Origin of the sequence: Kribbella sp. NPDC051137, assembly GCF_040682535.1 — a bacterium.
Lineage (GTDB): Bacteria > Actinomycetota > Actinomycetes > Propionibacteriales > Kribbellaceae > Kribbella > Kribbella karoonensis.
The window spans coordinates 22,285-45,684 of record NZ_JBFBBI010000008.1; the positions used below are offsets into that span (position 1 = coordinate 22,285).

The window sequence follows — 23,400 nt, forward strand, 5'->3', positions numbered from 1 at the left end:
CTCCCCGGTCGGGCGTCTTGGCGAATCAGACGACTGTCGACAGTTCGGTCGACAGCACCAGTCCGCCGCCGCCGAGCAGCACCGGGTCCTCGTCGGTCGGATCGACGATCACCACTGGCGGCTCGCCGCGGTGCGGACTGAACTCCGCGAGGTACTCCTGCAACAGCGCGCGCATCGTCTCGCCGCCGGTCGCGGCGTCGCCGTGGATGATGTAGTTGTGCGAGGCAAGCATGTGCTCGTGGTTCGCCATCCCGACGGCGAGATTCCTGGCGTAGTCACGGATCAGTCCGGCCGCCCGTGCGTCGCCCTGACCGGCGGCGGCGACCAGGCTCGCGCAGTCGGCGCGCTCCGCGTCGGGCAGACCCCGGCGTCCCGCCTCCGCGCGCAGCCAGCCGGTGGTCGCGATGGTTTCCCAGCATCCGGTGCGGCCGCACATGCAGCGGTCGCCCCGCATGTCGACGACCATGTGCCCGTACTCACCGCCGGCGCCGTCGACGCCCCGGAACACCTCACCCTCGTGGACGAAACCGATGCCGAGCGCTTCACCCGTATAGACCGACGCGAAGCGCTCGAGACCGCGGCCCGCCCCGAACCACCGGTCCCCGAGGGCCAGTACCCGCGGATGGTGGTCGATCGCCACCGGTACGGCGAACGCGGCCTGCAACTCGTCCACCACCGCGAAGCCGTTCAGCACCGGCGCCAGGTGCACCGACAGGATCCTGCCCGTGGTGGTGTCCACCATGCCGGCCGCGGCGACGCCGATCCCGAACAGGACGTGGCCCTCGAAGCACTCGTCGGCCAGGGTCAGCAGCTCGTCGCGGATCCGCGACAACTCCCAGTCCGGGCCGATCTGCCGCTGCCCCTGCGTCCGGATCGTCCCGTCCATCCCGATCCGTGCGGCGAGGATCCGGGTCGACGACATCCGCACCGAGCCCAGCTCGGCGCCGGCCTGGTTGAACCACAACGGCCGGGCGGGTTTGCCGCCGGACCGTGAGGGTGCGATCGCCTCGCCCTCGATCAGCGTGCCGTCGTCGACCAGGGGCTGCAGGATGCTGGCGATCGTCGCCCGGTTCACGCCTAGCGCGCGGGCGAGTTGCGCCCTGCTGCTCGGCCCGTTCTCGAACAGCAGCTTGAGGACACGTGACCGGTTGGTCTTGCCGATCAGGGAAGGGCTGACCAGGCGCCGCGTCATCGCGGCGGTGCGGACGGATGGCGAGCTCTTCAACGGTCTCCCCTGTCTCGGTCAGCAGGTTGTGGGCGTGCCGAGAGCCTAAACATTTCCGGGCTTTCGGGGGTATGCAAACTGACCGGAGGTATGTAAGTTACCACATCATACAAACCTCGAAGGAGCGTGCGTGAGTACGACGACGAAGGCGCCACGGGTGATCGTGGTCGGGGCCGGGATCCGCGGTTCGATGTTCGCCCGGGCCGTTCAGCAGAACCCGGTCGCCCAGTTGGTTGCCGTCTGCGAGCCTGCCCCGGCGGTGCGCGAGAGGGTGGCCGGCTCGCTGCGGGTTCCCGGCTATGCCGACGTACAGGACGCCCTCGCCTCACACCCGGAGGCGACCGCGGCGATCATCGCGACCCCCGACTTCGCCCATCGCGAGGCGGCGACCGCCTGTGCCGCGGCCGGCCTGGACCTGCTGCTCGAGAAGCCGTTGGCGACCACGAGTGCGGACGCCGCGGCGATCTGCGACGCGACCGAGCGGGCCGGCACCCGCACGTACGTCGGGTTCGAGAACCGCTGGAACGACAAGTTCGTCGAGGTCCACCGGCAGCTCGCCTCCGGCCGGCACGGGGCCATGGTGGCCCAGATCGTCAACCTCAACGACACCGTGTTCGTCCCGACCGAGATGCTCTCCTGGGCCGCGCAGAGTTCGCCCGCCTGGTTCCTGATGCCGCACAGCCTCGACCTGGCGATGTGGTTCTCCGGTGCCCGTCCGGTGGACGTCTTCGCCCGGGGCGTCCGGCGGGTGCTTCCCGGTCTCGGTGTCGACACCTGGGACGCCGTCACCGCCTCGTTCTCGATGTCGGACGGATCCGTCCTGGTGCTGAACTCGCAGTGGGTCCTGCCCACGTCCGCACCGTCGGTCTTCGACTTCCGCTACGAGGCCCACACCGACGCGGCCAGCTACCACATCGACATCGCCGACACCGGCGTCACGCGGTACGGCGCCGAACGCGTCGACTGGCTCCAGTTCGGCGTCACCGAGAGCCGCGGACGGCTGGCCGGCATCCCGATCGCCATGGTCGACGACTTCCTCGCCGCCGTCTCCGGTGCGGACGTGGACCTCCCTGACGCACGCCACGGCCAGGTGGTGACCGACGCCATCGAGGCCGTTCACCAGAGCCTCACCAGCAGTACGCCCGTCGCCGTCCCCACCGGCAGGACGTCGGTCAGCCACTGACCGGCCGGGCACCTCACCTCAAGGAGTGCAGCATGGACAACCTCATCTCCCGTCGCCTGCTCCTGCAGTTCGGCGCGGCCGCGGCCGGCGCCGCGACGCTCTCCGGGTGTGTGAGCCCGGGCGACCCGTCGGCCAAGGGATCCGCCGGCGCCTCCGACGGTCCGCTCAAGCCGGGCGGGAAACCCGCCGGTGAGCTCACGATCCTCGACGACAACACCAACAAGGTCTTCCAGGCCTCGGCCATCGCCGCCTTCCAGAGCGCGACCGGTATCAAGGTCAAGACCTACACGATGGGCAACTTCAACGACCTCCACGACCGGTTCGCCACCCTCTTCGCCGCCAAGGACTCCACTGTCGACGTGGTGATGACCTGGGCCGGCTGGACGGCCGAGTTCGGTCAGGCGGGATGGCTCCAGGAGCTGGACCAGACCGCCGTACCGAAGGATCTGATCAAGCCTGCTCTGGATGCGGTGTCCTGGCGCGGCAAGGTCTACGGACTGCCCAAGTTCTCCAGCGTGCAGACGATGTTCTGGAACAAGACCCTGGCCAAGCAGGCCGGGCTCGACGCGGACAAGGCTCCCGCGACGTGGGACGAGTTCGTCGCCGCAGCCAAGGCGATGACGCGTCCGGGGCAGTACGGGTACGCGTGCGACATCGGCAACCCCGCGGGGGCGTACCAGAACTTCCTGCGGGTCCTGCTGCTCAACGGCGGAGACATGTACGACCAGGACTACAAGCCGATCTTCAACAGCGAGCAGGGCGTGGAGGCGCTCACGAAGTTCAAGGAGCTCCTCACGTTGCACAAGGTGATGGACCCCGCCTCGCTGCAGACCACCAACGCCTCGGACCTCGGCGACCAGTTCGCCCGCGGCAGCACCGGCATCGTCTTCAACTGGCCTTTCCAGTACGCCGTTGCCACCGGCAAGGCGTCCAAGCTGACCGCACAGACCGTCGGCAACGGACTGATCCCCGGGATCAGTGTCCGCTCGGCCTCGATCGACGGCTCTGAAGGCTTTGCGATCAACAACTATTCGAAGAACAAGGAGGCAGCGCTCGCCTGGCTCCAGTTCGTCACGACCGGCACGGTCCAGCAGAAGATCGTCGACCAGGAGGGCTGGTTCCCGGTCACGTCGACGGTGCTCGACGACCCGAAGAGCGCCGCGGCGCTGCCGGTCGTGACGACGTACAAGGAGACCACGAAGTACGCGACGAAGCGCTGGGGCACACCATGGTCCAACGAGCTCGACCAACTGCTGTCGGTTCAGCTGAACAACGTGATGAACGGCAAGACGCCGCCGCGCGACGCACTGAACTCGGCGGCGTCGCAGACCGAGGCCCTCGTCAAGCGCTACCTCAAGTGACCATGGCCGGCCAAGATCCCGCCCCGGTCGACGGCGCGGCGACCCCAGCGCGCCGACGATCCCGACGGCGGACCCGTGAGCTCCGCTTCGCGATCGGCATGGCCGCACCGGCACTGGTGATCATCGTTCTGCTGCTCGGATACCCGATGGGCTACGCGGTCTTCATGTCCGGCTTCGACTGGAGCGAGAAGACGGCCACGCCGCCGTCCTTCGTCGGTCTGGGCAACTACGCGGCGGTCATGCACGACCCACAGGTGCTGGCCGCGCTCCTCCGGACGCTGTTCTTCGCCGCCGTCACGGTCGGCGCCGGTGTCACGCTCGCGGTGCTGATCGCCGTACTGCTGAACGTCGAGTTCCGCGGCCGGACCTTGGTCCGGGTGCTGCTGCTCGTGCCGTGGGCGGTCCCGCCGGTGGTGAACGGCATCATGTGGAAGCTCATCTTCGACGGCTCCACCGGTGTGGTGAACGCGATCGGACTCGGGCTCGGCATCTTCCACGACCGGGTGCAGTTCCTCGCCGATCCGACCTGGACGATGAACGTGCTGGTGTTCGCCGAGACCTGGAAGCTCCTGCCGTTCCTGTGCCTGCTGATGCTGGCCGGCTTGCAGGGCATCCCGGCGAACATCTACAAGGCCGCCCGGGTCGACGGCGCCGGAGCCTGGCAGCGATTCCTCCGGATCACGCTGCCGAACCTGCGCGGGCCGATCACGTTCGCGCTCGTCGTCCAGACGATGTGGTCGCTCAAGGTCTTCGACACGATCTACGTCCTGACCGGCGGGTCGGGCGGGCCCGCCGAAGGTACGACGACGATCAACTTCCTCGCGTACCTGGTGACCTTCAGCAACCTGGACCGCGGTTACGGAGCCGCGATCGCGATCTCCGCGACGGTGCTTGTCCTGCTGTTCGCGGTGTTCTGGACGGTTGTCCTGCGAGACCGGAAGGAGGTCGCCCGGTGAGTTCACGACGTACCCCACGCAGCCGCAGGCGAGCCGGTACGGTGGTCCACCGCGTGCTCGTCGGCGTGTTGCTGGTCTACCTGCTGGCGCCGTTCTTGTGGATGGCGCTGTACAGCCTGTTCCCGGCGAGCGCCCTGCAGAGCCTGACCCCGAACCTCGACCCCCGGCTGATCACGCTCGGCTCCTACCGCCGGTTGCTCGGCGACAGTTCGTTCCTGGTCCCGATGGCGCATTCGGCCATCGTCGGCATCTCCACCACGGTCGTGTGCATGGTGCTCGGTTCGGGCTGCGCGTACGTGCTCGCGCGGTACCGGTTCCCGGGGCGGCACACGCTGCTGGTCGGGATGCTCACCGTCCAGGCCGTTCCGGTCATCGTGCTCGCGGTCCCGCTCTTCGTGCTGCTGCGGGCGTTCGGCATGTACGACACGTTGCCCGGCCTGGTCGTCACGTACACCGCGTTCATCCTGCCGCTGGTGGTGTGGATGCTGGTCGGCTTCTTCCAGGAGGTTCCGCCGAGCCTGGAACGCGCCGCCGTCATCGACGCCTGCAGCAGATTGCAGATCGTCTGGCGGATCGCCGTACCGCTGGCCGCGCCGGGCATGGCGGCCACCGCGGTACTGGCGTTCATCACCAGCTGGAGCGACTTCTTCCTGGCGAAGGTGCTGACGTCGGGCAACGCGGCGACCCTGCCGGTCCGGACGGCGGCGTTCCAGGGTCTGTTCGCGATGGACTACACGGCCGCCGCCACCGCGGGTGTGATCACCGCGGTTCCCGTCCTCCTGCTGGCGCTGGTCGCGCAACGGTGGATCATCCGAGGGCTTGTGGAAGGAGCAGTGAAGGGCTGATGGCTCAGATCGAACTCAAGAAGGTGCAGAAGACGTACGGCCGTGGACGCAACGCCGTACCGGCGGTGCACGAGCTGACGTACACCATCGGCGACGGCGACTTCGTCTCGCTGCTCGGGCCCTCCGGCTGCGGCAAGTCCACCACGCTGAACATGATCGCCGGGCTGGACGAGGTCAGCGGGGGCGAGATCCTGATCGACGGAGCCCGGGTGGACGACCTCGATCCGGACAAGCGCGATCTCGCGTTCGTCTTCCAGGACTACGCTCTCTACCCGCACATGGATGTTGCCGCGAACATCGGTTTCGGCCTCAAGATGCGCAAGGTCGCGAAGCCGGAGATCGAGCGCCGGGTCCGGGACGCCGCCCGCCGGCTGGACATCGAGCACGTGCTCGGGAGCCGGCCGCGCAACCTGTCCGGCGGCCAGCGCCAGCGCGTCGCCCTGGCCCGGGCGATCGCCCGGCGGCCGAAGGTGTTCCTGTTCGACGAGCCGCTCTCCAACCTCGACGCCCTGCTGCGCGACCAGACCCGGAGCGAGCTGAAGATGCTGCACGCCGAACTGGGCGCCACCAGCGTGTACGTCACCCACGACCAGGAGGAGGCGATGACGCTGTCCGACAAGATCGCGGTGATGAGCCGGGGAAACCTGGAGCAGTACGGGACGCCGTACGAGATCTACCACCGGCCGGCGACCCGCTTCGTCGCCTCGTTCGTCGGCAAGCCGCGGATGAACCTGCTGCCGGCGGTGCGTTCCGAGCGCGGCCGGTACGCGGTCGGCGGGTCGTCGTTCTTCGTCGACGCCGGGGACGCGCCCGACCGGGCGGTGGTGGGTCTGCGTCCTGAGGAATGCCAGCTGGACAAGGTGAGCGCCGACCAGCGTCATGGTGTGGTCAAGGTGGTGGAGCCGCTCGGCAACGTCTCGGACGTGATCGTCGATCTGGGGTCGGCGCTGTTCACCGTCCGCACACCCGGGTTCAGTTCGTTCAGCGTCGGTGACGACGTACGGATCAGTGTCGAGCGCGCGTCCGTGCACTGCTTCGACGAGGACTCCGGCCTGCGGGTGTAGCCGACGGCCCCTGGGTGGAGATCCACCCAGGGGCCGTCAGGTCCGATTGCGGGGTCAGCCGATCAGGCCGAGGTCCTTCACCGCGTCGCGCTCCTCGCCGAGCTCGGCGGTCGAGGCGTCGATCTTGGCGCGCGAGAACTCGTTGATGTCCAGGCCCTGGACGATCTCCCAGTTGCCGTCCTTCGTGGTCACCGGGAAGGACGAGATCAGGCCCTCCGGGACGTCGTACGAGCCGTCCGAGACGACCGCCATCGAGGTCCAGTCGCCCTCGGCGGTGCCCTTCAGCCAGTCGCGGGTGTGGTCGATGGTGGCGGCCGCGGCGGAGGCGGCCGAGGACGCGCCCCGGGCCTCGATGATCGCGGCGCCGCGCTTCTGCACGGTCGGCAGGAAGTCGCTCTCCAGCCAGGCCTGGTCGTTCACGACCTCGGCGGCGTTCTTGCCGGCCACCTCGGCGTGGAAGATGTCCGGGTACTGGGTCGCGGAGTGGTTGCCCCAGATCGTCATCTTCTTCAGGTCGGTGACGTGCACGCCGGCCTTCTTCGCCAGCTGCGCCAGCGCCCGGTTGTGGTCCAGCCGGGTCAGCGCCGAGAACCGCTCGGCCGGGATGTCGGGGGCGTTGCTCTTGGCGATCAGCGCGTTGGTGTTCGCCGGGTTGCCGGTGACCGTGATCCGGACGTCGTCGGCGGCGTGGTCGTTCAGCGCCTTGCCCTGGACGGTGAAGATCGCGCCGTTCGCCTCCAGCAGGTCGCCGCGCTCCATGCCCTTCGTCCGCGGCCGCGCGCCCACCAGCAGCGCAACGTTGACGCCGTCGAAGACCTTGTTCGGGTCGTCGCCGATCTCGATCCCGGCCAGCGTCGGGAACGCGCTGTCGTCGAGCTCCATCACGACGCCCTCGAGCGCCTTCAGCGCCGGGGTGATCTCCAGCAGCCGCAGCTCCACCGGGGTGTCGGGCCCGAGCAGCGCGCCGCTCGCGATCCGGAACAGCAGGCTGTAGCCGATATTCCCCGCGGCCCCGGTAACGGCCACCTTCACCGGTGTAGTGCTCACGACTCGCTCCTAGCTCATCAGTTTGTGTGCTTCGGACGCTAGCAAGCCGCGTGCCCGGTACCAACGCTGGGGGCCGCGCGATTACCTCACATCCGGATGGATCGTTCACCGATCGGACATCCGGCGTACCTCGTGAGGCCGACGCTGTCCCTGAGTGTGAGCTGAGAGTCCCTGACGTGTGAGGAGAACCTTCATGAAGCTGTCCAGCCGGTTGGTGCCGGTCGCCGCATCGGCGCTCGCGGTCGCCGCAGCGGTGGTGGTCCCGACCGCCGCGCCCGGTGTCGCCGGGGAGAAGCACGACGACTTCGTGATCGTGGGGCACCGGGGCGCGTCCGGGTACCGCCCCGAGCACACGTTGGCGTCGTACGAGCTGGCCGCCCGGATGGGTGCCGACTACATCGAGCCGGACCTGGTCACCACCAAGGACCACGTGCTGGTCACCCGGCACGAGCCGGAGATCAGCGGTACGACGGACGTCGCGAACCACCCGGAGTTCAAGGACCGCAAGAAGACCAAGATGCTCGACGGGGTCGCCACCACCGGCTGGTTCACCGAGGACTTCACGCTGGCCGAGCTGAAGACGCTGCGCGCGGTCGAGCGGATCCCGGCGGTCCGGCAGCACAACACGGTGTTCGACGGGCGGTACCAGATCCCGACGTTCCAGGAGGTCGTCGACCTGTCGAAGCGGCTGTCCAAGGAGCTCGGCCGGCCGATCGGCATCTACCCGGAGACCAAGCACCCGACGTACTTCCGCGCCCAGGGTCTTCCGCTGGAGCCTCTCCTGGTGCGGGCACTGAACCGGAACGGGCTCAACCGGCCGGGCGCCAAGGTCTTCGTGCAGTCCTTCGAGGTCGGGAACCTCAAGGCGTTGCGTCGCGAGCTCCGGGTTCCGCTGGTTCAGCTGACCAGCGCGAGCGGCGCGCCGTACGACTTCGTGGCCTCGGGTGACAAGCGCACGTACGCCGACATCGTCAGCGCGGCCGGGCTGCGCGAGGTGGCGACGTACGCCGCGGGCGTCGGGCCGTCGAAGGACCAGGTCATCCCGCTCGACGCGAGCGGCAAGCTGGGTACGCCGACGGCGCTGGTCGCGAACGCGCACAAGGCCGGGCTGGTGGTGCACCCGTACACGTTCCGGGTCGAGAACACGTTCCTGCCGGCCGAGTTCGACAGCTCGGCGGTGCCGTCGGACTCGGGTGACCTCTTCGGCGAGATCGCGGCGTACCGGCGCGTGGGGATCGACGGGCTGTTCACGGACGACGCCGACATCGCGGTGGCCGAGGAGAAGGAAGCCCGCTGAGCCTGGGCCCGCTGAGCCTGGGAAGATGGCGGCGTGGAGCGGCGGACGGGTTCAGGGCTGGCGAGTGTCGAGGCGGAGCACGACGGGACGTTCGTACTGCGCATCGACGGGTCGCCGCAGTCGCAGGTCGACCTGGCCGACCCGAGCCGGCTGTCGTTCGAGTACATGCGCCGGATCGGCGACGTCGTGGACGCGATCGCACCACGACGTCAGCCGATCGCGGTCGTCCACATCGGCGGCGCCGCGCTGAGCCTCCCGCGGTACGTCGCCGCGACCCGCCCGCGCTCGCGCCAGATCGTCCTCGAACCCGACGAGGACCTGACCGAGTTCGTCCGCGAGACCCTGCCCCTGCCGAAGCGTTCCGGCATCAAGGTCCGCCCGGTGACCGGCCGGGCCGGCATCACCGAGCTGTACGACGACTCGACGGACTTGCTGATCCTCGACGCCTTCGAACACGAGGCGGTGCCGTCGAACCTGGTGACGGCCGAGTTCTTCGCTGAATGCGCCCGCGTGTTGCGGCCGACCGGCGTACTGGTCGCCAATCTCATCGACGGGCAGGCCGGACTGCCGTTCGTCCGCCGTACGGCCGCCACCGTCCTCTCCGCGATCGGATCCGGCACCGTTCTCGCCGAACGCAAGATCCTCCGCGGCAAAGCCTTCGGGAACGTCATCCTGGTTGCCTCCCGTCATCCGCTCCCGGACCTCACCGACAGCGGCCGCCGTGCCCAACCGCCGTACGACGTCATGCCACTCCCAGACCTGGCCGGCAAAGCCGCCCCCTTGACCGACGGTGCCTCCTTCACCCCGCCTCGAGCCCCCGCGTCGGTCTTCCGTAGTTGACTGTTCCGGCTGTCAGGCCGCGGTCGCCGACCGGCCGGCGCTCAGCCTGTCCAGCGTGCGGGCTACGGCTGCGCGTTCTTCCTGTGTTCCGCCGACGGTGCGGACCAGGTGATCGAGCCGGTCACGACCAGGTGAGCGAGTCCCCCGGAGCCAGGCCTGGATCGTCGCGCGAGGAATCCCCGTCTCCTGCTCGAGCGCCCGCAACGATCGCGGCTGCGCGAGCGCCGCAACCGCCGCCCCGAGATCCTCGAGCGACCCGGCGCCTTCGAGCAACCCGACGATGTCCCGCGGATCCCGGCTCGCCTCCTCCCAGCGCCGCCGCCACACCGGCAACAGATCCACAGGCACCCCGCACCCTCCGAGGAACGCCGCCGCCACCTCCCACGTCGGCAGCTGCTTCCCACTGGTGGCCCGGATCAGATGCGGATGCGAGTAATGCGCCCGCTCCGCCAACTCGCGGTACGTCACTCCCGCCTGCCGTCGTACGCGCTGCAAGGCCGCCGCGAACCTCTCAACATCCTGCACGCGATCAAACATAACTCAACACATTCCAACAGATCAAGCGCCGGTTACCCTTGAGGACGTGTCTGCAGCCAAGGTCGCCGCCCTCATCTACTACCCGGTGAAGGGCCTCGCCGGGATCCCCGTCGACTCCGCCGAACTAGGCCCCACCGGCCTCCTCGACGACCGCCTCTTCATGCTGGTCGAGCCCGACGGCACCTTCCTCAGCCAACGCAAACTCCCGGCAATGGCCACCCTCCGCGCCGCCATCGCCGGCGACGTACTCCGCCTCTCGGCCCCGAACGCCCCCGACCTCGACATCCCGATCCGGTACGACGGGAAGCGTCGCGACGTCAGCCTGTTCGGCAAGTGGTTCGGGCAGGGCGTCGTGCAGGACCCGGACGCCGACGCCTGGTTCACCGAACGCCTCGGCACCCCGGCCGCCCTCGTCCGCGTCACCCCCGAACACGACCGCCCCGGCTGGGGTGCTCACCGCGGCCTCACCGGGTACGGCGACGCGCACGCGCTGATGATCACGTCCCAGTCCTCACTCGACGGCCTGAACGCACGCATCCTCGAACACGGCGGCACCGCGATCCCGATGAACCGCTTCCGCCCCAACCTCGTCATCTCCGGCTGGCCCGAACCGCACACCGAGGACAAGATCCTCCGCATCACCGCCGGCACCGCCACCATCGGCTACTCCGCCCGCGGGATCCGCTGCGCCGTACCCACCGTCGACCAGTCCAACGGCGCCAAGTCCGGCCCCGAACCGACCCGCACCCTCGCGACGTACCGCCGCGAACCCACGTACGGCGGCGGCGTCAGCTTCGGCATCAAAGCCGCAGTACTTGCCCCCGGCAACATCCAGGTGGGCGACGAGATCACCGTCCGCGAATGGATCCCACCCAACACCGACCCCGCCCAACCCACCTCAAGAACCTGACACCCGGCCACCAGCTACATGGGGCAGAGCTACCAGGTTTTGTAGGGGATTGGTTCAGCAGCCGACGCGGTATCGGCCGGTGACGGCCTTGTAGGTGCAGGTGTCGAAGGTCTTGCCTGCGGGGGTCTGGAAGCGGGCGGTGTCGCCGGTGTTGTTCCAGACGTACCAGCTCTGGTTCCAGTACAGGGTGAGCGCCCGGTTGCGGTTCTTTCCGGTACGGACGATCACCGTCGAGCGGCCGGGCAGGACGTAGCCGCGCGGGAAGACGAACAGGTGGTTCGCGGCGTCCAGGACCCGGAAGCCGGACAGGTTGATCGGACGCGAGCTGATGTTCCGGACCGTGAAGAACTCGTTGTTGATCTGGGCGTTGGTGCGGGTGTCGGCGCCCGGCGGGTCGTACTGGATCCCGCTCAGGACCGCGGTGATCGCCGCGTCGGCCGTCAGTGGTGCGAGTACCGCGGTACCGGCAAGCACCACGGCGGCCGTGGCGGCGGAGAAGAGCGTGCGAAAACGTTTTACGAACACAGGAAAATGTCCCCTCGGCAGTGGGCCGATGTCCCCCCGGCCCGGTGTACGTGAACTGCCGGATCCCCCCGGCGGTCGCACACGCTAGCCGTCACGCTCCGTACTCGTCAAGCTCTCAAGCAATCGTTTTCGGAACGCCGGGAACGAGCATTTCCACGCGGTCCTCCGAACCGGCCTCGCGGAACGCCGCCAGGAACTGCTCCGGCCCCTCGCTGAAGTGCGTCCAGCCTTCGGTGTGAACCGGGACGATCCTCGCGTCGCCGAGGATGTGGGCCGCCTCGACGGAGTCCGTCGACGTGAGCGTCAGGTTCGCCCCGTTGAGCAGTACGGTACGGGCGGCGCCGGCGAACAGCACCGCGACGTCGATCGGCGCGAACCGGTCCGCGATCTCCTTCACGTGGCCGAGTGACGCGTTGTCTCCGGACACGTAGACCGTCGGCAATCCTTCGCCCTGCAAGACGAATCCGGTGACGAACCCGACGACCGCCTCAGCGCCCTCCGGACCATGCAATGCCGGTACGCCGGTCACCGTGATCACGCCGCCGTCCGGCCGGGGCAGGTCGATCGCCTCCCAGTTCTCCAGGCCACGGACGCCCTCGATGCGCAGGGCCGCGCCGGGCGTCGACAGTACGGTCGGTACGGACGGCAGCAGCGCGCGGCCGGCGTCGTCGAGGTTGTCCTTGTGCTCGTCGTGCGAGAGCAGTACGACGTCAACCGGGCCGAGCTCCGCCGCCGGGATCGCCGGGCCGGTCAGCTTCGTCATCACCCGTCCCGGCAACTGGTAGTCGCGCGGTTCGTCGAAGGCCGGGTCGGTCAGGAACGTGAGGCCGCCGAGGTTCAGAACGGCGGTCGGGCCGCCGATGTGCGTGATCTTCATGACCACGATCCTCCGTGCCGCAGGTCGTTCCGACCATTGGCCCGGGAGCCATAGTTACCGAAGATCGGGCCATACTGTGTTCATGCGTACTGTCGCGGTTCTCGCGTACCCCGGGATGAGCCCGTTCCACCTGTCCGTGCCGTGCCTCGTCCTCGGCGAGCGGCGCGGGCTGCCGCCCAGGTACGACGTACGGGTGTGCGCCGAACAGCCCGGGTCGTTCCCGACGAGCGCCGGGTTCGGGATCACCGTGGACCATGGGCTCGACGCGATGGAGCGGGCCGATGTCGTCGTACTGCCGAGCTGGGAGCCCGGGCTGGTCGCGTCCGACGTCCTGCTGGCCGCGATCCGGCGGGCGCATGAGCGAGGTGCGACGGTGGTCGGCCTGTGCCTCGGGGCGTTCCTGGTGGCGGAGAGCGGGATCGCCGAAGGGCGTGAGGTGGTGACGCACTGGCGGTTCGCCGACGAACTGCGGGCGCGGTACCCGGCCTTGAAGGTTCGGGCGGATGTGCTGTGGTCGGATCAGGGCGACCTGGTGACGTCAGCCGGTACGGCGGCCTCGCTGGACTGCTGCCTGCACCTGGTCCGGACGCACCACGGGTTCGAGATCGCGGAGAAGGTCGCCCGGGACATCGTGGTCGCGCCGCACCGGAGCGGGTCGCAGGCGCAGTACATCCCGGTACCCGTGCCACCCGATCCGGCCGACGACGTGATCGAGAAGGCGATGGTCTGGGCACGGGCTCGGCTCGACCAGCCGGTGACGCTCGACGAATGGGCCGGGGCGGTGGCCTTGTCGCGGCGTACGTTCACGCGGCAGTTCCGGGCGCGGACCGGGAGTTCGGGGCAGGCGTGGTTGTTGCGGCAACGGCTCGACCACGCCCGATTGTTGCTGGAGACAACCGATCTGTCGGTGGAGCGGGTCGCGGCGGAAAGCGGATTCGGAAGCAGCGACACGCTCCGGCACCACTTCCACACGGTGCTCGGTACGACGCCGCAACGGCATCGGCAGGAGTTCTACAGCAGCACGAGCAGGATGTAGACCACCGGCGCCGCGAACGTGATCAGCAGGATCCAGGCCATCATCCGGTGCGCGGGTTTACCGCGGTCGAGCGACGAGGCGAAATACAGTACGGCGCCTTCCTCGGTGTGCCGGCTCAACCCCATCTTCCGGGCCTCGTCCGGCCGCGGATCCGGTCGCTCCTCGGCCAGCGCGTCCGGATGGATCCCGAAGTGCGCCGGCCCGGCCCGATCCACGTCATCACGCTCGAAGAACATCCAGCCTCCCGCGGGTTGGTGGACCATGTCGCCCAACCATGGTCGCACCAACCGCCGAGAAGAGTGCCGAAGTACTACGAGAAGTTCGCCACCCACGCGTTGCGGTTCGTGTAGCTGAGGCAGACGAGGAGCTGGAGCGTGCACCGCTTCGCCGTGCCGAAGCCCACGCCGAGCGTTGTGCGGCTGCAGCTCAGGATCGTGCTGCGGCTGGTCGACATCAGCGTGTTGTAGGCCTGCTGAGCGGTCATCTTGTCACCGCCCGCACCGACCTGCGACCCCGACGGGTCGTTCATGCCGCTACCGGACTCGGCGCGGCTGGAGGCGGTCCCCTCGGCGCTGTCGGTCAGGTTCGGGTCCTGCTTCAGACGGGCGCACCCGTTGTTCACGCGTGCGTTGTCGATCAGGTCGAAAAGTTGCTTCTCGTTCGCGTTCATGCCGCCGTCGACCGGTGGCGGGGTGGTCGTCGGAGGTGGGGTGGTGGGGGTGGGCTTGGTCGTGGTGATGGTGCGGCCCGGGGAGGTTGGGGCCGTGGTCGGGTTCGACGTGGAGGCCGAGGTGGGCGCGGACGTCGGGGCGTGGGTCGGCGTCTCGGTGGAGGAGTCCGTGGGGGTGTCGGTCGGGGAGTCCGTCGGGGTGTCCGTCGGCGTGGCGGACGGGGTGTCCGTGGGGGTCGCGGACGGGGTGGCCGTCGGGGTTGCCGTGGGGGTGACCGTCACGTGTGTTGACGGGGTGGCGACGGCTGCCTTGGTGGAGGGGGTGATGTACGTGTCGTCGGTACGGGTCACCATCGGGATCGAGGCGTCTGCTGGGTCGTTCTGCGGTTGGTGCAGGAGGATCCAGGAGATCGGGGTGATCACCAGCAGTACGGAAGCCACCGCGATGACTGTCCGGCGTCCGCGGGAGGCCCGTCCCACGCGGGCGGCGCTTCGACGCCCCGGGCCTGAGCTGCCGGGACCTGAGCCACCGGGACCTGATCCACCGGGACCTGATGCACCGGGACCGTTCCCGGATCCATCGGCTCCTGAACCTCCGCGGCCGCCGGTCGCGGCTACGTGCTTGGTGTCGGCCGCGTACGCTCCCGCTCCGGTCAGGCCACTCGCCGCCGGGCCACCAGCACCTGCGGCTGCTCCGGTACGACCGGCACTTGAGGCAGTGCTGTTCTCGCCCGCTGCTCCGGTACGTCGGCCGGCTGAGGCGCTGCCGTATTCGGCGGCCGCTCCCGTACCTCCAGCACCTGCGCCGGCGATAAGCCCTGCACTTGAGGTGGCGTCGTACTCGCTGGCCGTCGCACGCCCAGCACCTGCGGTGGCGTCGTACTCGCCGGATGTGGATGTGGGGGTGCGGTCCGCGCCGGCGGCTGAGCCCGCGCCGGCGGCTGAGCCTGCGGCGGCCAGGCTGCCTGCGGCGGAGCCGGCTGCGGCCAGGCCTGCGGCGGCCGCGCCGGAGTCCGCGGCGCGGCGGGCGCTTGGGGTGTCCGCAGGGGTGCTGGTGGTGTTGCCCGTAGCGGCGGCCAGGCGGTCTGTGGAGGCGGTGCCGAACCAGGTGTCGGTGTCGGTGCCGGAGCCTGTGGAGGTGGCTGCGGCGCCGAGGGAGGCCCAGTCGTCGGCTGCTCGACGGGAGGACCAGGTGCCGGCGGTTTCACCGGGGGGAGTGGAGGGCCCGAGGGGGTCGGACGCGGAGGCGCCGGCGCTTGTGGATGTGGAGTCGGGGGTGCCGGTCGGCCAGGAGGATTCTCCGGCTCGGCGGGCTTGGGTGGGGTGGGCGTCCGGGGTCAGGGACTGGTTGACCCAGGACGGAGTGCTGCGGTGCGGGCCCTCGCCAGACCTCGGCGCCGAAGCCGCCACCCCGGGAGCTGTCGCCTCGGGAGTTGCGACCTCGGGAGTGGCTACCTCGGGGGTCGTGTAGCTGGGGAGTGCGCCGCGGGGGGCGTACTGGGGCGTGGCCGGGCGGGACTGGTTGCTGCCGGCCCAGAACGGGGACTCCGTGCCGCCCTTGGGTGCGTTCGCCCAGAACGGGGACTCGTCGCTCGAGCGCGGTGCGTACCGCGGCGGTTCGGGCGGTGCGGGCGGGGTGGATTCCGCGGGCGGAGCAGGACGGCTGCCGGAGCGCGACGAGCGAGCCGCCCGGGTCGCCTTCCGTCGGGGTTTGTACCGGCCGTTGCCGGACTCGGACATTATTTCGTTGTTCCCTTCAAAGTCGCGCCCCCAAGACGTTCCTCATCAACGAGACGTGCCTCACCAGCCGTCTCACCGGAGCCCCCCAGGAACATCCGGCACCATGACAAGGACGGACCTACCCGCCGCGACCGGCCGTCAAGCGGCCGGACATTGTGGCTCTGGGACAACGTTTCAGCCACACTCGGTGCTTTCGAAACAATGACAGTCACGATCGGCCGAAGTCCTGGACCCAGCTGCCGGGTCCGTAGTCGGAGCGCACCTGGCCGGGGTCGTAGCCGATGCCGATCGAGGTGAAGCGGCAGTTCAGGATGTTCTTGCGGTGCCCGTCGCTCTGCATCCAGGCGGCGACCACCTTCTGCGCGGTGTCGTACCCGGCGGCGATGTTCTCGCCCCACGTCGACCCGCGGTACCCGGCGGCCGCCATCCGGTCGCCCGGGTCCTGGCCGTCGGGGTTGGTGTGGTCCATGTAGTGCCGGCGGACCATGTCCGACGCGTGCTTGCCGGCTGCCTCGACGAGTGCGCTGTCCAGCTTCAGCGGGCCGCAGCCCTGCTGCTCGCGGATCTGGTTCGTGTAGTCGAGGACCTGCCGTTCCTGCGCGTTCGTCCCGCCGCCGCTGACCGGCGGCTGCGGGGTGTCGCTCGGCGACGGCTCGGTCGTCCGGGTCTTGGTCGGCGTACTCGACGGCCTGCCAGGCGTCGTACTGACGCGCGGCTTCGGCCGTGCGGTGGTTCCGCTGGTACGGCGCGGTGGGGTGGGCGACACGGTCACCGTCGTGACGCCGACCGTCGGCGTGGCCGGAGTGGTCGGCGAACTACCCGGAGAACTGCTCACGGAACTGCCCGGCGAATTGCTCGGCGTCCCCGCGGTGCTCGGTGACAGCGAGGGCGAACCAGGCGCCGAGCCGACGGCTGCCGGGCCCACCACGGCGGTCGTGGTCGCGCCGTTCGGCAAGGTCTTCGTGATCGTGATCATCGGACCGGTCGTCGTACCGTCGTCGACGCGGTTGTTCTCGACGACGTTCACGACCCGCTCGGCGCCGTCGGTCCGGGAGGTCCCGTGCGACATCAGCCAGACCACCGGGCCGATCGCGACCAGCACCGAGAGCGCGCTGACAACCGGGCCGACCAGACCGCGGCTCCGCCGGGGAGCTCGTCTACTGCCGCGGTGCCGCCGGGGGGTGGGCGAATCCGTCATGGGGTGGGCGAATCCTCTTCGTTTCTTCGTGATGCCGAAACAGCGCGTCGTTCCCCGTGGTACAGCCAGGTCCCCCCTGGTCACCGAACAGCGACCTTAACCGACGCGCGAGGTCATCGTTACACGCGCGTGAACCCTCTTAACGAATCCTGAAGAAAACGATTGACTGAAAGGGCTCAACCGCCGAAGTCCTGGACCCAACTCCCGTTGCCCCACTCGGGTTTCACCTGGCCGGCGTCGTACCCGATGCCGATCATCGAGTATCCGCAGTTCAGGATGTTCGCCCGGTGCCCGGGGCTCTTCATCCAGCCTTGCACGACCGCCGCCGGACTGGTGTACCCGACCGCGATGTTCTCGGCCATCGAGCCACCGTCGAACCCGGCCGCCTTCATCCGGTCGAACGGGCTGCGGCCGTCGAGGCTGTCGTGGGCGAAGAAGTGCTCGGCGACCATGTCGGCGGCATGCGCCTCGGCGGCCCTCGTCAGCGACTTGTCGAACGTCAAGGGGCCGCAGCCGGACTTGGCGCGTTCCTGGTTGGTGAGTGCGAGCACCTGCTGCTCGGCGGACCCGTTCCCCTCGCCTCCGGGCTTCGGCGGCTTCGGGGTCTTCGACTGCTTTCGAGCCGGCGTGGCGGTCGGCATCGGTGTCGGAGCCGGTGTCGGTTTCGGGGCCGGGGTCGGCCCGGAAGTCGCCGTACGCGTCGAAGAAGGCGAAGAGGTGCGAGTGGCAGTAGGTGTCCGAGTCGGCGTGTACGTCGGCGTCGCAGGCGTGCGCGTACTACCGCGGCTGGGCGCGCTCGCCGACCTGGCCGGCGTACTCGCCGACGTGATCGGTTCCTCCTGGCCGGTCGGTCGCGGGGCGCCGGACTGCCGCATGACGAACCACCCGACACCCGCGATCAACACCAACGCCGACAGAGATGCGAGCAGCGGACCGGCCACACCGTAGCTGCGTGACCGTCTGTGGTTCGTCATGCTGAGCAGCCTTGCCGGGCAGGCGCCGGCCGACGCGCATCAGAGCAAGCACTTCACAAAGCTCTGACCATGGCAATCGTTTGAAAGCCCGCCCCGGAAGCTCAGCGCGAGCGGGCGATCACGATGTCCGCGATCACCTTCCAGCCCAGACTTCGGTACAGCCGGAGCCCGTCGATGGACGCGATCAGGATGCCGCGTTTGGCGCCCTTCGCCGCGGCCGCCTCGACCAGCGACGCCATCACCGCGCTGCCGAGGCCGCGCCGCCGGTGTGCCGGGTCGGTCTCGATCCGGTCCGCGACCGCGTCCTCGCCGACCACGGCCATCCGGCCGCTGGACACCACACCGCCGTGCAAGGTGGCGCGGGTGATGATCAGGTCGCCCTCCAGTTCGGCGTGCAACGCGTAGCGCTCGTGGAGTTTCAGGGCCGGCTGCTCGGACAGCTGGATCGTCATCAGCCAGTCCTGGTCCTGCTGGACCTCCAGCCCGAGATCCTCCAGTTGTTCGATCCGGGCTTCCTTGTCGTCGGTGGCCAGCGTGATCCAGCCCGACCCGCGTCCACCGCCGTCGGCGGCCGCCAGCTGCGCGGCGCGTTCCACACGTTCCGGTTTGCCGTCGGCATCCAGTACGACGTACTCCGTCGGCCGGCTCTCCTCACCTGCCCGGACGATCAGAATGCCGTTGTGGTCGTCCTCAACCGTGGTCCAGCCGCGCGAGACGGACCACCCGGCCTGCCAACGGCGGACGAGTTCCTCACGATCTATCACCCGTCGATTCAAGCAGCCCGGCCGCGCAACGGCGAGGGGAACCGGTGTCGGATGACACCAACTGGCCGTAAATCCCTGCCTGCGCTGGGTGACCATTACTCCTGCTGCTTGACCGGGTCAACCCCTCAGGACGTCCTCGGCGAGCAGGTCGAAGGTCAGCATGTTGTCGTAGCTGCCGTCCCGCCGCGGGTCGGCGCGGCGTTCGCCGCCGACCTTGGTGAACCCGTTGGCCTCGGCAACGTGCGCGGACGCGGTGTTCACGTCGGCGCATCTGATCAGCAACCGGCGCCGGCCCAGACCCCCGTCCTCGGCAGCCCGGAACGCGTGCGCGATCACCAGTTGGACGGCGGCCGCCATCACCTTGCGCCCGCGCGCGTCGGGGTGCATCCAGTACCCGATCTCGCCGCGCGTCTTGTCCATCCGGCTGCTCAGCCCGAAAACACTCACGTTTCCGAGCAGTTCGTCCGTCCCGGCGTCCGCGATCGCCCACGCGACCGCCTCGCCGCTCGCCGCCGCGTCCTGCCGGCTGTCGATGAATCCCTTGGCGTCGTCCAGGGTGTACGGCGACGGCATCCCCGACAACCAGTGCTGCGTCCGCTCGTCGCTGCAGGCCTCCATCACCCGCTGCGCGTCCGCTTCGCGCAACGGCCGCAGGCGAACTCCGTCGCCCTCGAGCACCGGCACCGTCCACCAGCTCCCCTTCGGCTCGAGTTCGTCGTCGCGGCCCACCGTCGCGACCCACTCGTCCTTCCGGACACCGCGCGACCGCCCGCCGCCCGGGATCGTCACCAGCCCGTGGAACCCGACCTTCCAGGCCACCCGGCGGCTCGCGAAGTTTCCGACGTACGCGCGCCAGATCACGCGTTCCCAGCCCAGTACGTCGAACGCGTACCGCACCACCAGCCGCAGCGCCCGGGTCATCACCCCGTTGCCGCGGACGTCCGGCGAGACCGCGAACCCGACCTCGCCGACCCCGCCCTCACCGTCGCGCAGGTCGATGGTGCCGACGTACTCCCCGGCGTACTCGATCGCCCAGGCCCACGAGGTGTTCGCCTGCCAGCCGGCCGGGACCACCTCGGTGATGAATCCGACCGCGTGCTCGCGCAGGTACGGGACCGGGATCGTGGTCCACTGCTGCATCACCGGGTCCTGGCACATCCGGTACGCCGGCTCCACGTCGGCGGCGACATGCGCACGCAGGGTCACCAGGTCGTCGGACAGCACCGGGACGTCTTCGGGAAATCGCATGCTCCAGGGTGACGCGCTGCCACCGGCCGGGCAACAGATTTCCACGCCTGCGGGGCGTATTCTGTGCTGCGTGAACGCAGCCGGAGCAGAACCGCCCCGCGGCCGCGGCGGCCAGCTGGCCGCCCAGCGGCAGGCCACGATCGTTGCCGAGGTCAACAGCCGGGGCGCGATCACGGTGGCCGAACTGGTCGACCGGTTCGGTGTCTCGGACATGACGATCCGCCGCGACCTGGACGCGCTGGACTCCAGCGGCCTGCTGCACAAGGTGCACGGTGGCGCGACGTCGGTCGGCCTGCGCAGTGCGCACGAGCCCGGGTTCGACGCCAAGCTGACGCAGGAGTCCGCGGCCAAGCAGGCGATCGCGGCCGAGGCCGCCGCCCGGGTGCAGCCGGACAGCGCGATCGGCATCGGCGCCGGTACGACGACGTACGCGCTGGCCCGGCAGCTGTTGCGGGTGGAGAACTTGACAGTTGTCACGAACTCGGCGCGGATCGCGGACGTGTTCCACGGCAACGGCCGTTCGGATCGCACGGTGGTGCTGATCGGCGGCATCCGGACGCCGTCCGACGCGCTGGTCGGCCCGATCGCGACCGCCGCGCTGGCGTCGCTGCACCTGGACCTGCTGTTCCTCGGCGCACACGGCGTGGACGCCGAGCACGGGCTCAGTACGCCGAACCTGATGGAGGCCGAGACCAACCGGGCCTTCATCGCCGCGAGCCGCGAGGTGGTCGTGGTGGCGGACCACACCAAGTGGGGGACGGTCGGCCTGAGCACCTTCGCGACCTGGTCCGACCTGGACGTGATCGTCACCGACGACGGCCTCTCGACCGCAGCCCGCAAAGCCATGCGCGATACGGGCTGCGACCTGGTGATCGCTAGCTGATCCTGGAAGCACCCGCGGACGGTGTCGCGGCCAGCGAGCTGGGGGCCGTGAAGCCGTGCTCCGCAAAGGCTTTCTCGATCGCGGACAGGACGTTGTCCGCGGCCGGCGCCTCGACCAGTGCGATGATGCAGCCGCCGAAACCGCCGCCGGTCATTCGCGCGCCGAGCGCACCGGCCGCGAGGGCGGCGTCGACTGCGACATCCAGTTCGGGCACGGTGACCTCGAAGTCGTCGCGCAGCGAGACGTGCGACGCGGTGAACAGCGGCCCGACGTCGCGCAGCCGGCCGGCCCGCATCAGCGCGATCGCATCCTCGGTGCGCTTGATCTCGGTCACCACGTGCCGGACCCGGCGCCGGTCGACGTCGTCGTCGAGGCGGGCGAGCGCGGCGTCCAGTTCGGCGTAGTCCACCGAACGCAACGCCGGTACGCCGAGTGCGGCCGCGGCGTGCTCGCAGCTCTTCCGGCGCGCGGCGTACTCGCCGTCGGCGTGCCGGTGCGGCGCCTTCACGTCCACCACGAGCAGCCGCAGCCCGTCGGCCTCGGGGTCGAACGGGATCTGGTCCAGCGCGCCGGAACGGATGTCGAAGGCGAGCGCGTGACCGGCCGTGCAGCACATCGACGCGGTCTGGTCCATCAGGCCGACGGGCGCGCCGACGTACTGGTTCTCGGCGCGCTGGGCGAGCCGGGCGACCTCGGCCGGATCGACCTCCTGGCCGGCGAGTCCGAGCAACGCGATCGCGGTCGCACACAGCAGGGCGGCGGACGACGACAGCCCCGCACCCGAAGGCAGGTCGGACGCGAAGCGCAGGTTCGCGCCGCCGATCGGGTACCCGGCCTCGCGCAGCACCCAGGCTGCCCCCGCCGGGTACGCCGCCCAGTCGGACACTGACCGCGGTGCGAGTTCGTCGAGCGCGAACTCGACCACCCTGTCGTGCCCGTCGGACGCGACCGCCACCCGGCCGTCGGTCCGCCGGGACGCGGTCACCACGATCTGGTTCGGCAGTGCGATCGGCAGTACGACGCCGTCGTTGTAGTCGGTGTGCTCGCCGATCAGGTTGACCCGTCCGGGAGCCCGCCAGCTGCCGTCGGGCGACGTACCGAAAACATCCTCGAAGGAGCTCACGAACCAACCTTCCGCAAAGTCTCGGCCACGTCTTCCGGCCGGGTGTCGCTGATGAACGCGCCCATGCCGGACTCCGAGCCGGCCAGGTACTTGATCTTGTCCTTGGCCCGCCGGATCGACAACACCTCCAGGTGCAGGTAGCCGAGCTCGCGGTCGACCCGGACCGGGGCCTGGTGCCAGGCGGCGATGTACGGCAGCGGCTCGGCGTACAGGCCGTCGAGGCGCTGCAGGACGTCCAGGTACAGCTCGGCGAAGTCGTCGCGTTCGCCGACCGACAGTTCGTCGATGCCGCCGACCTGGCGGTGCGGGTACAGGTGCACCTCGACCGGCCAGCGGGCGGCCTCCGGGACGAACGCGGTCCAGTTGCCGTTCTCGCCGATCACCCGGGTGCCGTCCTTGCGTTCGGCGGCCAGGACGTCGGCGAACAGGTTGCTGCCGGCAACCTCCTGGTGCTTGCGGGCCTGTGCCAGCAGCGTCCGCATCCGCGGCGGGACGAACGGGTAGGCGTACAGCTGGCCGTGCGGGTGGCTCAGCGTGACGCCGATCTCGCGGCCGCGGTTCTCGAACGGGAACACCAGTTCGACGTCGTCGCGGGCGCTGAGCTCGGCGGTCCGGTCCGCCCAGGTGTCGACGACCAGCCGCGCCTGACCCTGCGACAGGCCGGTGAACGAGCCGTTGTGGTCACTGGTGAAGCACACGACCTCGGTCCGGCCGGGGCCGGCGAAGGACGGGAACCGGTTCTCGAACACGGCGACGTTGTAGTCGTGGTCCGGAATCTCGGTCGGGTTGCCGGGCTTGCTCGGGCACAGCGGGCACTGGTCCGCCGGCGGCAGGTAGGTCCGGGTGTTCCGGTGCGTGGCGTAGGTGATCACGTCGCCGGTCAGCGGGTCCGTGCGCAGCTCCACCTGCGGTTGCGGTGCGGGCAGGCCGCGGGTGTCCTCGAGGGGTACCCGGACCGGCGCGTCGGCCGGGTCGTAGTAGATCAGCTCGCGGCCGTCCGACAGGGTGGTGTCGGTCCGGCGTACACCGCGGGGTGTGTTCATCGTGTGACCTTCCCGGCCGTACGACGCGTCCGGCCAGGAATCATCGTAAACCAA

25 protein-coding genes are annotated in these 23,400 nt (G+C 69.5%); 11 read left to right on the top strand and 14 right to left on the bottom strand.

Annotated elements, in window-relative coordinates:
* Nucleotides 1–25: 25 nt before the first annotated feature.
* A complete protein-coding gene (locus tag AB0M51_RS38175; RefSeq protein ID WP_344199455.1) occupies nt 26–1,225 on the bottom strand; it encodes an ROK family transcriptional regulator in 1,200 nt (399 codons plus the stop codon).
* A gap of 130 nt (nt 1,226–1,355) precedes the next feature.
* Between AB0M51_RS38175 and AB0M51_RS38180 the strand changes: the two genes are divergently transcribed.
* The 5 genes from AB0M51_RS38180 to AB0M51_RS38200 are packed head-to-tail and all read left to right on the top strand — an operon-like array spanning nt 1,356 to nt 6,634.
* Nucleotides 1,356–2,408 (top strand): Gfo/Idh/MocA family oxidoreductase, encoded by a 1,053-nt coding sequence (locus AB0M51_RS38180; RefSeq protein WP_344199453.1) that lies wholly within the window; start codon nt 1,356–1,358, stop codon nt 2,406–2,408.
* Nucleotides 2,409–2,440: 32 nt separating this feature from the next.
* Nucleotides 2,441–3,769 carry an extracellular solute-binding protein gene (locus AB0M51_RS38185; RefSeq protein WP_344199452.1) on the top strand — a complete coding sequence of 443 codons (1,329 nt, stop codon included), beginning with the start codon at nt 2,441–2,443 and terminating at the stop codon, nt 3,767–3,769.
* A 2-nt stretch (nt 3,770–3,771) separates the two neighbouring features.
* Nucleotides 3,772–4,725: a sugar ABC transporter permease gene (locus tag AB0M51_RS38190; protein ID WP_344199450.1), complete on the top strand. Its 954-nt coding sequence runs from the start codon at nt 3,772–3,774 to the stop codon at nt 4,723–4,725.
* Nucleotides 4,722–5,570, top strand: coding sequence for a carbohydrate ABC transporter permease (locus AB0M51_RS38195; protein WP_344199448.1), 849 nt, complete (start codon nt 4,722–4,724; stop codon nt 5,568–5,570). The genes AB0M51_RS38190 and AB0M51_RS38195 overlap by 4 nt, the downstream gene beginning before the upstream one ends.
* Nucleotides 5,570–6,634 (top strand): ATP-binding cassette domain-containing protein, encoded by a 1,065-nt coding sequence (locus AB0M51_RS38200; protein WP_344199446.1) that lies wholly within the window; start codon nt 5,570–5,572, stop codon nt 6,632–6,634. The genes AB0M51_RS38195 and AB0M51_RS38200 overlap by 1 nt, the downstream gene beginning before the upstream one ends.
* Before the next feature lie 54 nt (nt 6,635–6,688).
* Here the strand turns inward: AB0M51_RS38200 and AB0M51_RS38205 are convergent, their stop codons facing one another.
* Nucleotides 6,689–7,681 (bottom strand): malate dehydrogenase, encoded by a 993-nt coding sequence (locus AB0M51_RS38205; protein ID WP_344199444.1) that lies wholly within the window; start codon nt 7,679–7,681, stop codon nt 6,689–6,691.
* Between the two features lie 193 nt (nt 7,682–7,874).
* On the opposite strand from AB0M51_RS38205, the gene AB0M51_RS38210 reads away from it, so the two are divergent.
* Together AB0M51_RS38210 and AB0M51_RS38215 are read left to right on the top strand one after the other, a co-directional pair.
* Nucleotides 7,875–8,978: a glycerophosphodiester phosphodiesterase gene (locus AB0M51_RS38210; protein WP_344199443.1), complete on the top strand. Its 1,104-nt coding sequence runs from the start codon at nt 7,875–7,877 to the stop codon at nt 8,976–8,978.
* 33 nt (nt 8,979–9,011) lie between these two features.
* Nucleotides 9,012–9,818, top strand: a complete 807-nt coding sequence (locus AB0M51_RS38215; RefSeq protein ID WP_344199440.1) for a fused MFS/spermidine synthase — start codon at nt 9,012–9,014, stop codon at nt 9,816–9,818.
* 12 nt (nt 9,819–9,830) lie between these two features.
* Here the strand turns inward: AB0M51_RS38215 and AB0M51_RS38220 are convergent, their stop codons facing one another.
* Nucleotides 9,831–10,343 carry a helix-turn-helix transcriptional regulator gene (locus AB0M51_RS38220; protein WP_344199438.1) on the bottom strand — a complete coding sequence of 171 codons (513 nt, stop codon included), beginning with the start codon at nt 10,341–10,343 and terminating at the stop codon, nt 9,831–9,833.
* Between the two features lie 58 nt (nt 10,344–10,401).
* On the opposite strand from AB0M51_RS38220, the gene AB0M51_RS38225 reads away from it, so the two are divergent.
* A complete protein-coding gene (locus AB0M51_RS38225) occupies nt 10,402–11,265 on the top strand; it encodes an MOSC N-terminal beta barrel domain-containing protein (protein ID WP_344199435.1) in 864 nt (287 codons plus the stop codon).
* Between the two features lie 54 nt (nt 11,266–11,319).
* Here AB0M51_RS38225 and AB0M51_RS38230 read toward each other — a convergent pair whose 3' ends face one another.
* The gene (locus AB0M51_RS38230) at nt 11,320–11,790 is read right to left on the bottom strand and encodes a lamin tail domain-containing protein (protein ID WP_344199433.1); all 471 of its coding nucleotides are present in this window, start codon (nt 11,788–11,790) and stop codon (nt 11,320–11,322) included.
* A 115-nt stretch (nt 11,791–11,905) separates the two neighbouring features.
* Nucleotides 11,906–12,667, bottom strand: coding sequence for an MBL fold metallo-hydrolase (locus AB0M51_RS38235; protein WP_344199432.1), 762 nt, complete (start codon nt 12,665–12,667; stop codon nt 11,906–11,908).
* Nucleotides 12,668–12,749: 82 nt separating this feature from the next.
* Here AB0M51_RS38235 and AB0M51_RS38240 point away from each other — a divergent pair, with 82 nt between their 5' ends.
* Entirely contained in the window at nt 12,750–13,703 is a 954-nt protein-coding gene (locus tag AB0M51_RS38240; protein ID WP_344199429.1) for a helix-turn-helix domain-containing protein, read from the top strand.
* On the opposite strand, the gene AB0M51_RS38245 is transcribed toward AB0M51_RS38240, so the two are convergent.
* The 5 genes from AB0M51_RS38245 to AB0M51_RS38265 all read right to left on the bottom strand — a co-directional run bounded on the left by AB0M51_RS38245 (nt 13,679) and on the right by AB0M51_RS38265 (nt 17,952).
* A complete protein-coding gene (locus AB0M51_RS38245; RefSeq protein ID WP_363753457.1) occupies nt 13,679–13,939 on the bottom strand; it encodes a hypothetical protein in 261 nt (86 codons plus the stop codon). The two genes, AB0M51_RS38240 and AB0M51_RS38245, sit on opposite strands and share 25 nt — an antisense overlap.
* A 74-nt stretch (nt 13,940–14,013) precedes the next feature.
* Nucleotides 14,014–14,814, bottom strand: coding sequence for a hypothetical protein (locus AB0M51_RS38250; protein WP_363753460.1), 801 nt, complete (start codon nt 14,812–14,814; stop codon nt 14,014–14,016).
* A 212-nt stretch (nt 14,815–15,026) separates the two neighbouring features.
* The gene (locus tag AB0M51_RS38255) at nt 15,027–15,173 is read right to left on the bottom strand and encodes a hypothetical protein (protein WP_344199423.1); all 147 of its coding nucleotides are present in this window, start codon (nt 15,171–15,173) and stop codon (nt 15,027–15,029) included.
* A gap of 1,148 nt (nt 15,174–16,321) precedes the next feature.
* A complete protein-coding gene (locus tag AB0M51_RS38260; RefSeq protein WP_363753463.1) occupies nt 16,322–17,311 on the bottom strand; it encodes a CAP domain-containing protein in 990 nt (329 codons plus the stop codon).
* Nucleotides 17,312–17,487: 176 nt separating this feature from the next.
* Nucleotides 17,488–17,952 carry a CAP domain-containing protein gene (locus tag AB0M51_RS38265; RefSeq protein WP_344199419.1) on the bottom strand — a complete coding sequence of 155 codons (465 nt, stop codon included), beginning with the start codon at nt 17,950–17,952 and terminating at the stop codon, nt 17,488–17,490.
* On the opposite strand from AB0M51_RS38265, the gene AB0M51_RS38270 reads away from it, so the two are divergent.
* Entirely contained in the window at nt 17,939–18,259 is a 321-nt protein-coding gene (locus AB0M51_RS38270; protein WP_344199418.1) for a hypothetical protein, read from the top strand. The genes AB0M51_RS38265 and AB0M51_RS38270 overlap by 14 nt on opposite strands.
* A gap of 127 nt (nt 18,260–18,386) precedes the next feature.
* On the opposite strand, the gene AB0M51_RS38275 is transcribed toward AB0M51_RS38270, so the two are convergent.
* Nucleotides 18,387–19,049 (bottom strand): GNAT family N-acetyltransferase, encoded by a 663-nt coding sequence (locus tag AB0M51_RS38275; protein WP_344199415.1) that lies wholly within the window; start codon nt 19,047–19,049, stop codon nt 18,387–18,389.
* 117 nt (nt 19,050–19,166) lie between these two features.
* Nucleotides 19,167–20,297, bottom strand: coding sequence for a GNAT family N-acetyltransferase (locus tag AB0M51_RS38280; RefSeq protein ID WP_344199413.1), 1,131 nt, complete (start codon nt 20,295–20,297; stop codon nt 19,167–19,169).
* Between the two features lie 70 nt (nt 20,298–20,367).
* Between AB0M51_RS38280 and AB0M51_RS38285 the strand changes: the two genes are divergently transcribed.
* Complete coding sequence (locus AB0M51_RS38285) at nt 20,368–21,180, top strand: DeoR/GlpR family DNA-binding transcription regulator (protein ID WP_344199411.1); 813 nt, start codon at nt 20,368–20,370, stop codon at nt 21,178–21,180.
* Here the strand turns inward: AB0M51_RS38285 and galK are convergent.
* Nucleotides 21,173–22,303, bottom strand: a complete 1,131-nt coding sequence (galK, locus tag AB0M51_RS38290; protein WP_344199409.1) for a galactokinase — start codon at nt 22,301–22,303, stop codon at nt 21,173–21,175. The genes AB0M51_RS38285 and galK overlap by 8 nt on opposite strands.
* Nucleotides 22,300–23,346: a galactose-1-phosphate uridylyltransferase gene (gene galT, locus AB0M51_RS38295; protein WP_344199408.1), complete on the bottom strand. Its 1,047-nt coding sequence runs from the start codon at nt 23,344–23,346 to the stop codon at nt 22,300–22,302. Before galT ends, galK begins: the two co-directional genes overlap by 4 nt.
* Nucleotides 23,347–23,400 lie beyond the last annotated feature (54 nt).

Bases quoted from the DNA above. Each gene is read 5' to 3' on its own strand.
- AB0M51_RS38185 (WP_344199452.1), top strand. From the start codon at position 2,441: ATGGACAACCTCATCTCCCGTCGCCTGCTCCTGCAGTTCGGCGCGGCC.
- AB0M51_RS38190 (WP_344199450.1), top strand. From the start codon at position 3,772: ATGGCCGGCCAAGATCCCGCCCCGGTCGACGGCGCGGCGACCCCAGCG.
- AB0M51_RS38200 (WP_344199446.1), top strand. From the start codon at position 5,570: ATGGCTCAGATCGAACTCAAGAAGGTGCAGAAGACGTACGGCCGTGGA.
- AB0M51_RS38210 (WP_344199443.1), top strand. From the start codon at position 7,875: ATGAAGCTGTCCAGCCGGTTGGTGCCGGTCGCCGCATCGGCGCTCGCG.
- AB0M51_RS38235 (WP_344199432.1), bottom strand. From the start codon at position 12,667: ATGAAGATCACGCACATCGGCGGCCCGACCGCCGTTCTGAACCTCGGC.
- AB0M51_RS38240 (WP_344199429.1), top strand. From the start codon at position 12,750: ATGCGTACTGTCGCGGTTCTCGCGTACCCCGGGATGAGCCCGTTCCAC.
- AB0M51_RS38245 (WP_363753457.1), bottom strand. From the start codon at position 13,939: ATGTTCTTCGAGCGTGATGACGTGGATCGGGCCGGGCCGGCGCACTTC.
- AB0M51_RS38260 (WP_363753463.1), bottom strand. From the start codon at position 17,311: ATGACGGATTCGCCCACCCCCCGGCGGCACCGCGGCAGTAGACGAGCT.
- AB0M51_RS38265 (WP_344199419.1), bottom strand. From the start codon at position 17,952: ATGCCGACCGCCACGCCGGCTCGAAAGCAGTCGAAGACCCCGAAGCCG.
- AB0M51_RS38280 (WP_344199413.1), bottom strand. From the start codon at position 20,297: ATGCGATTTCCCGAAGACGTCCCGGTGCTGTCCGACGACCTGGTGACC.
- galT (WP_344199408.1), bottom strand. From the start codon at position 23,346: ATGAACACACCCCGCGGTGTACGCCGGACCGACACCACCCTGTCGGAC.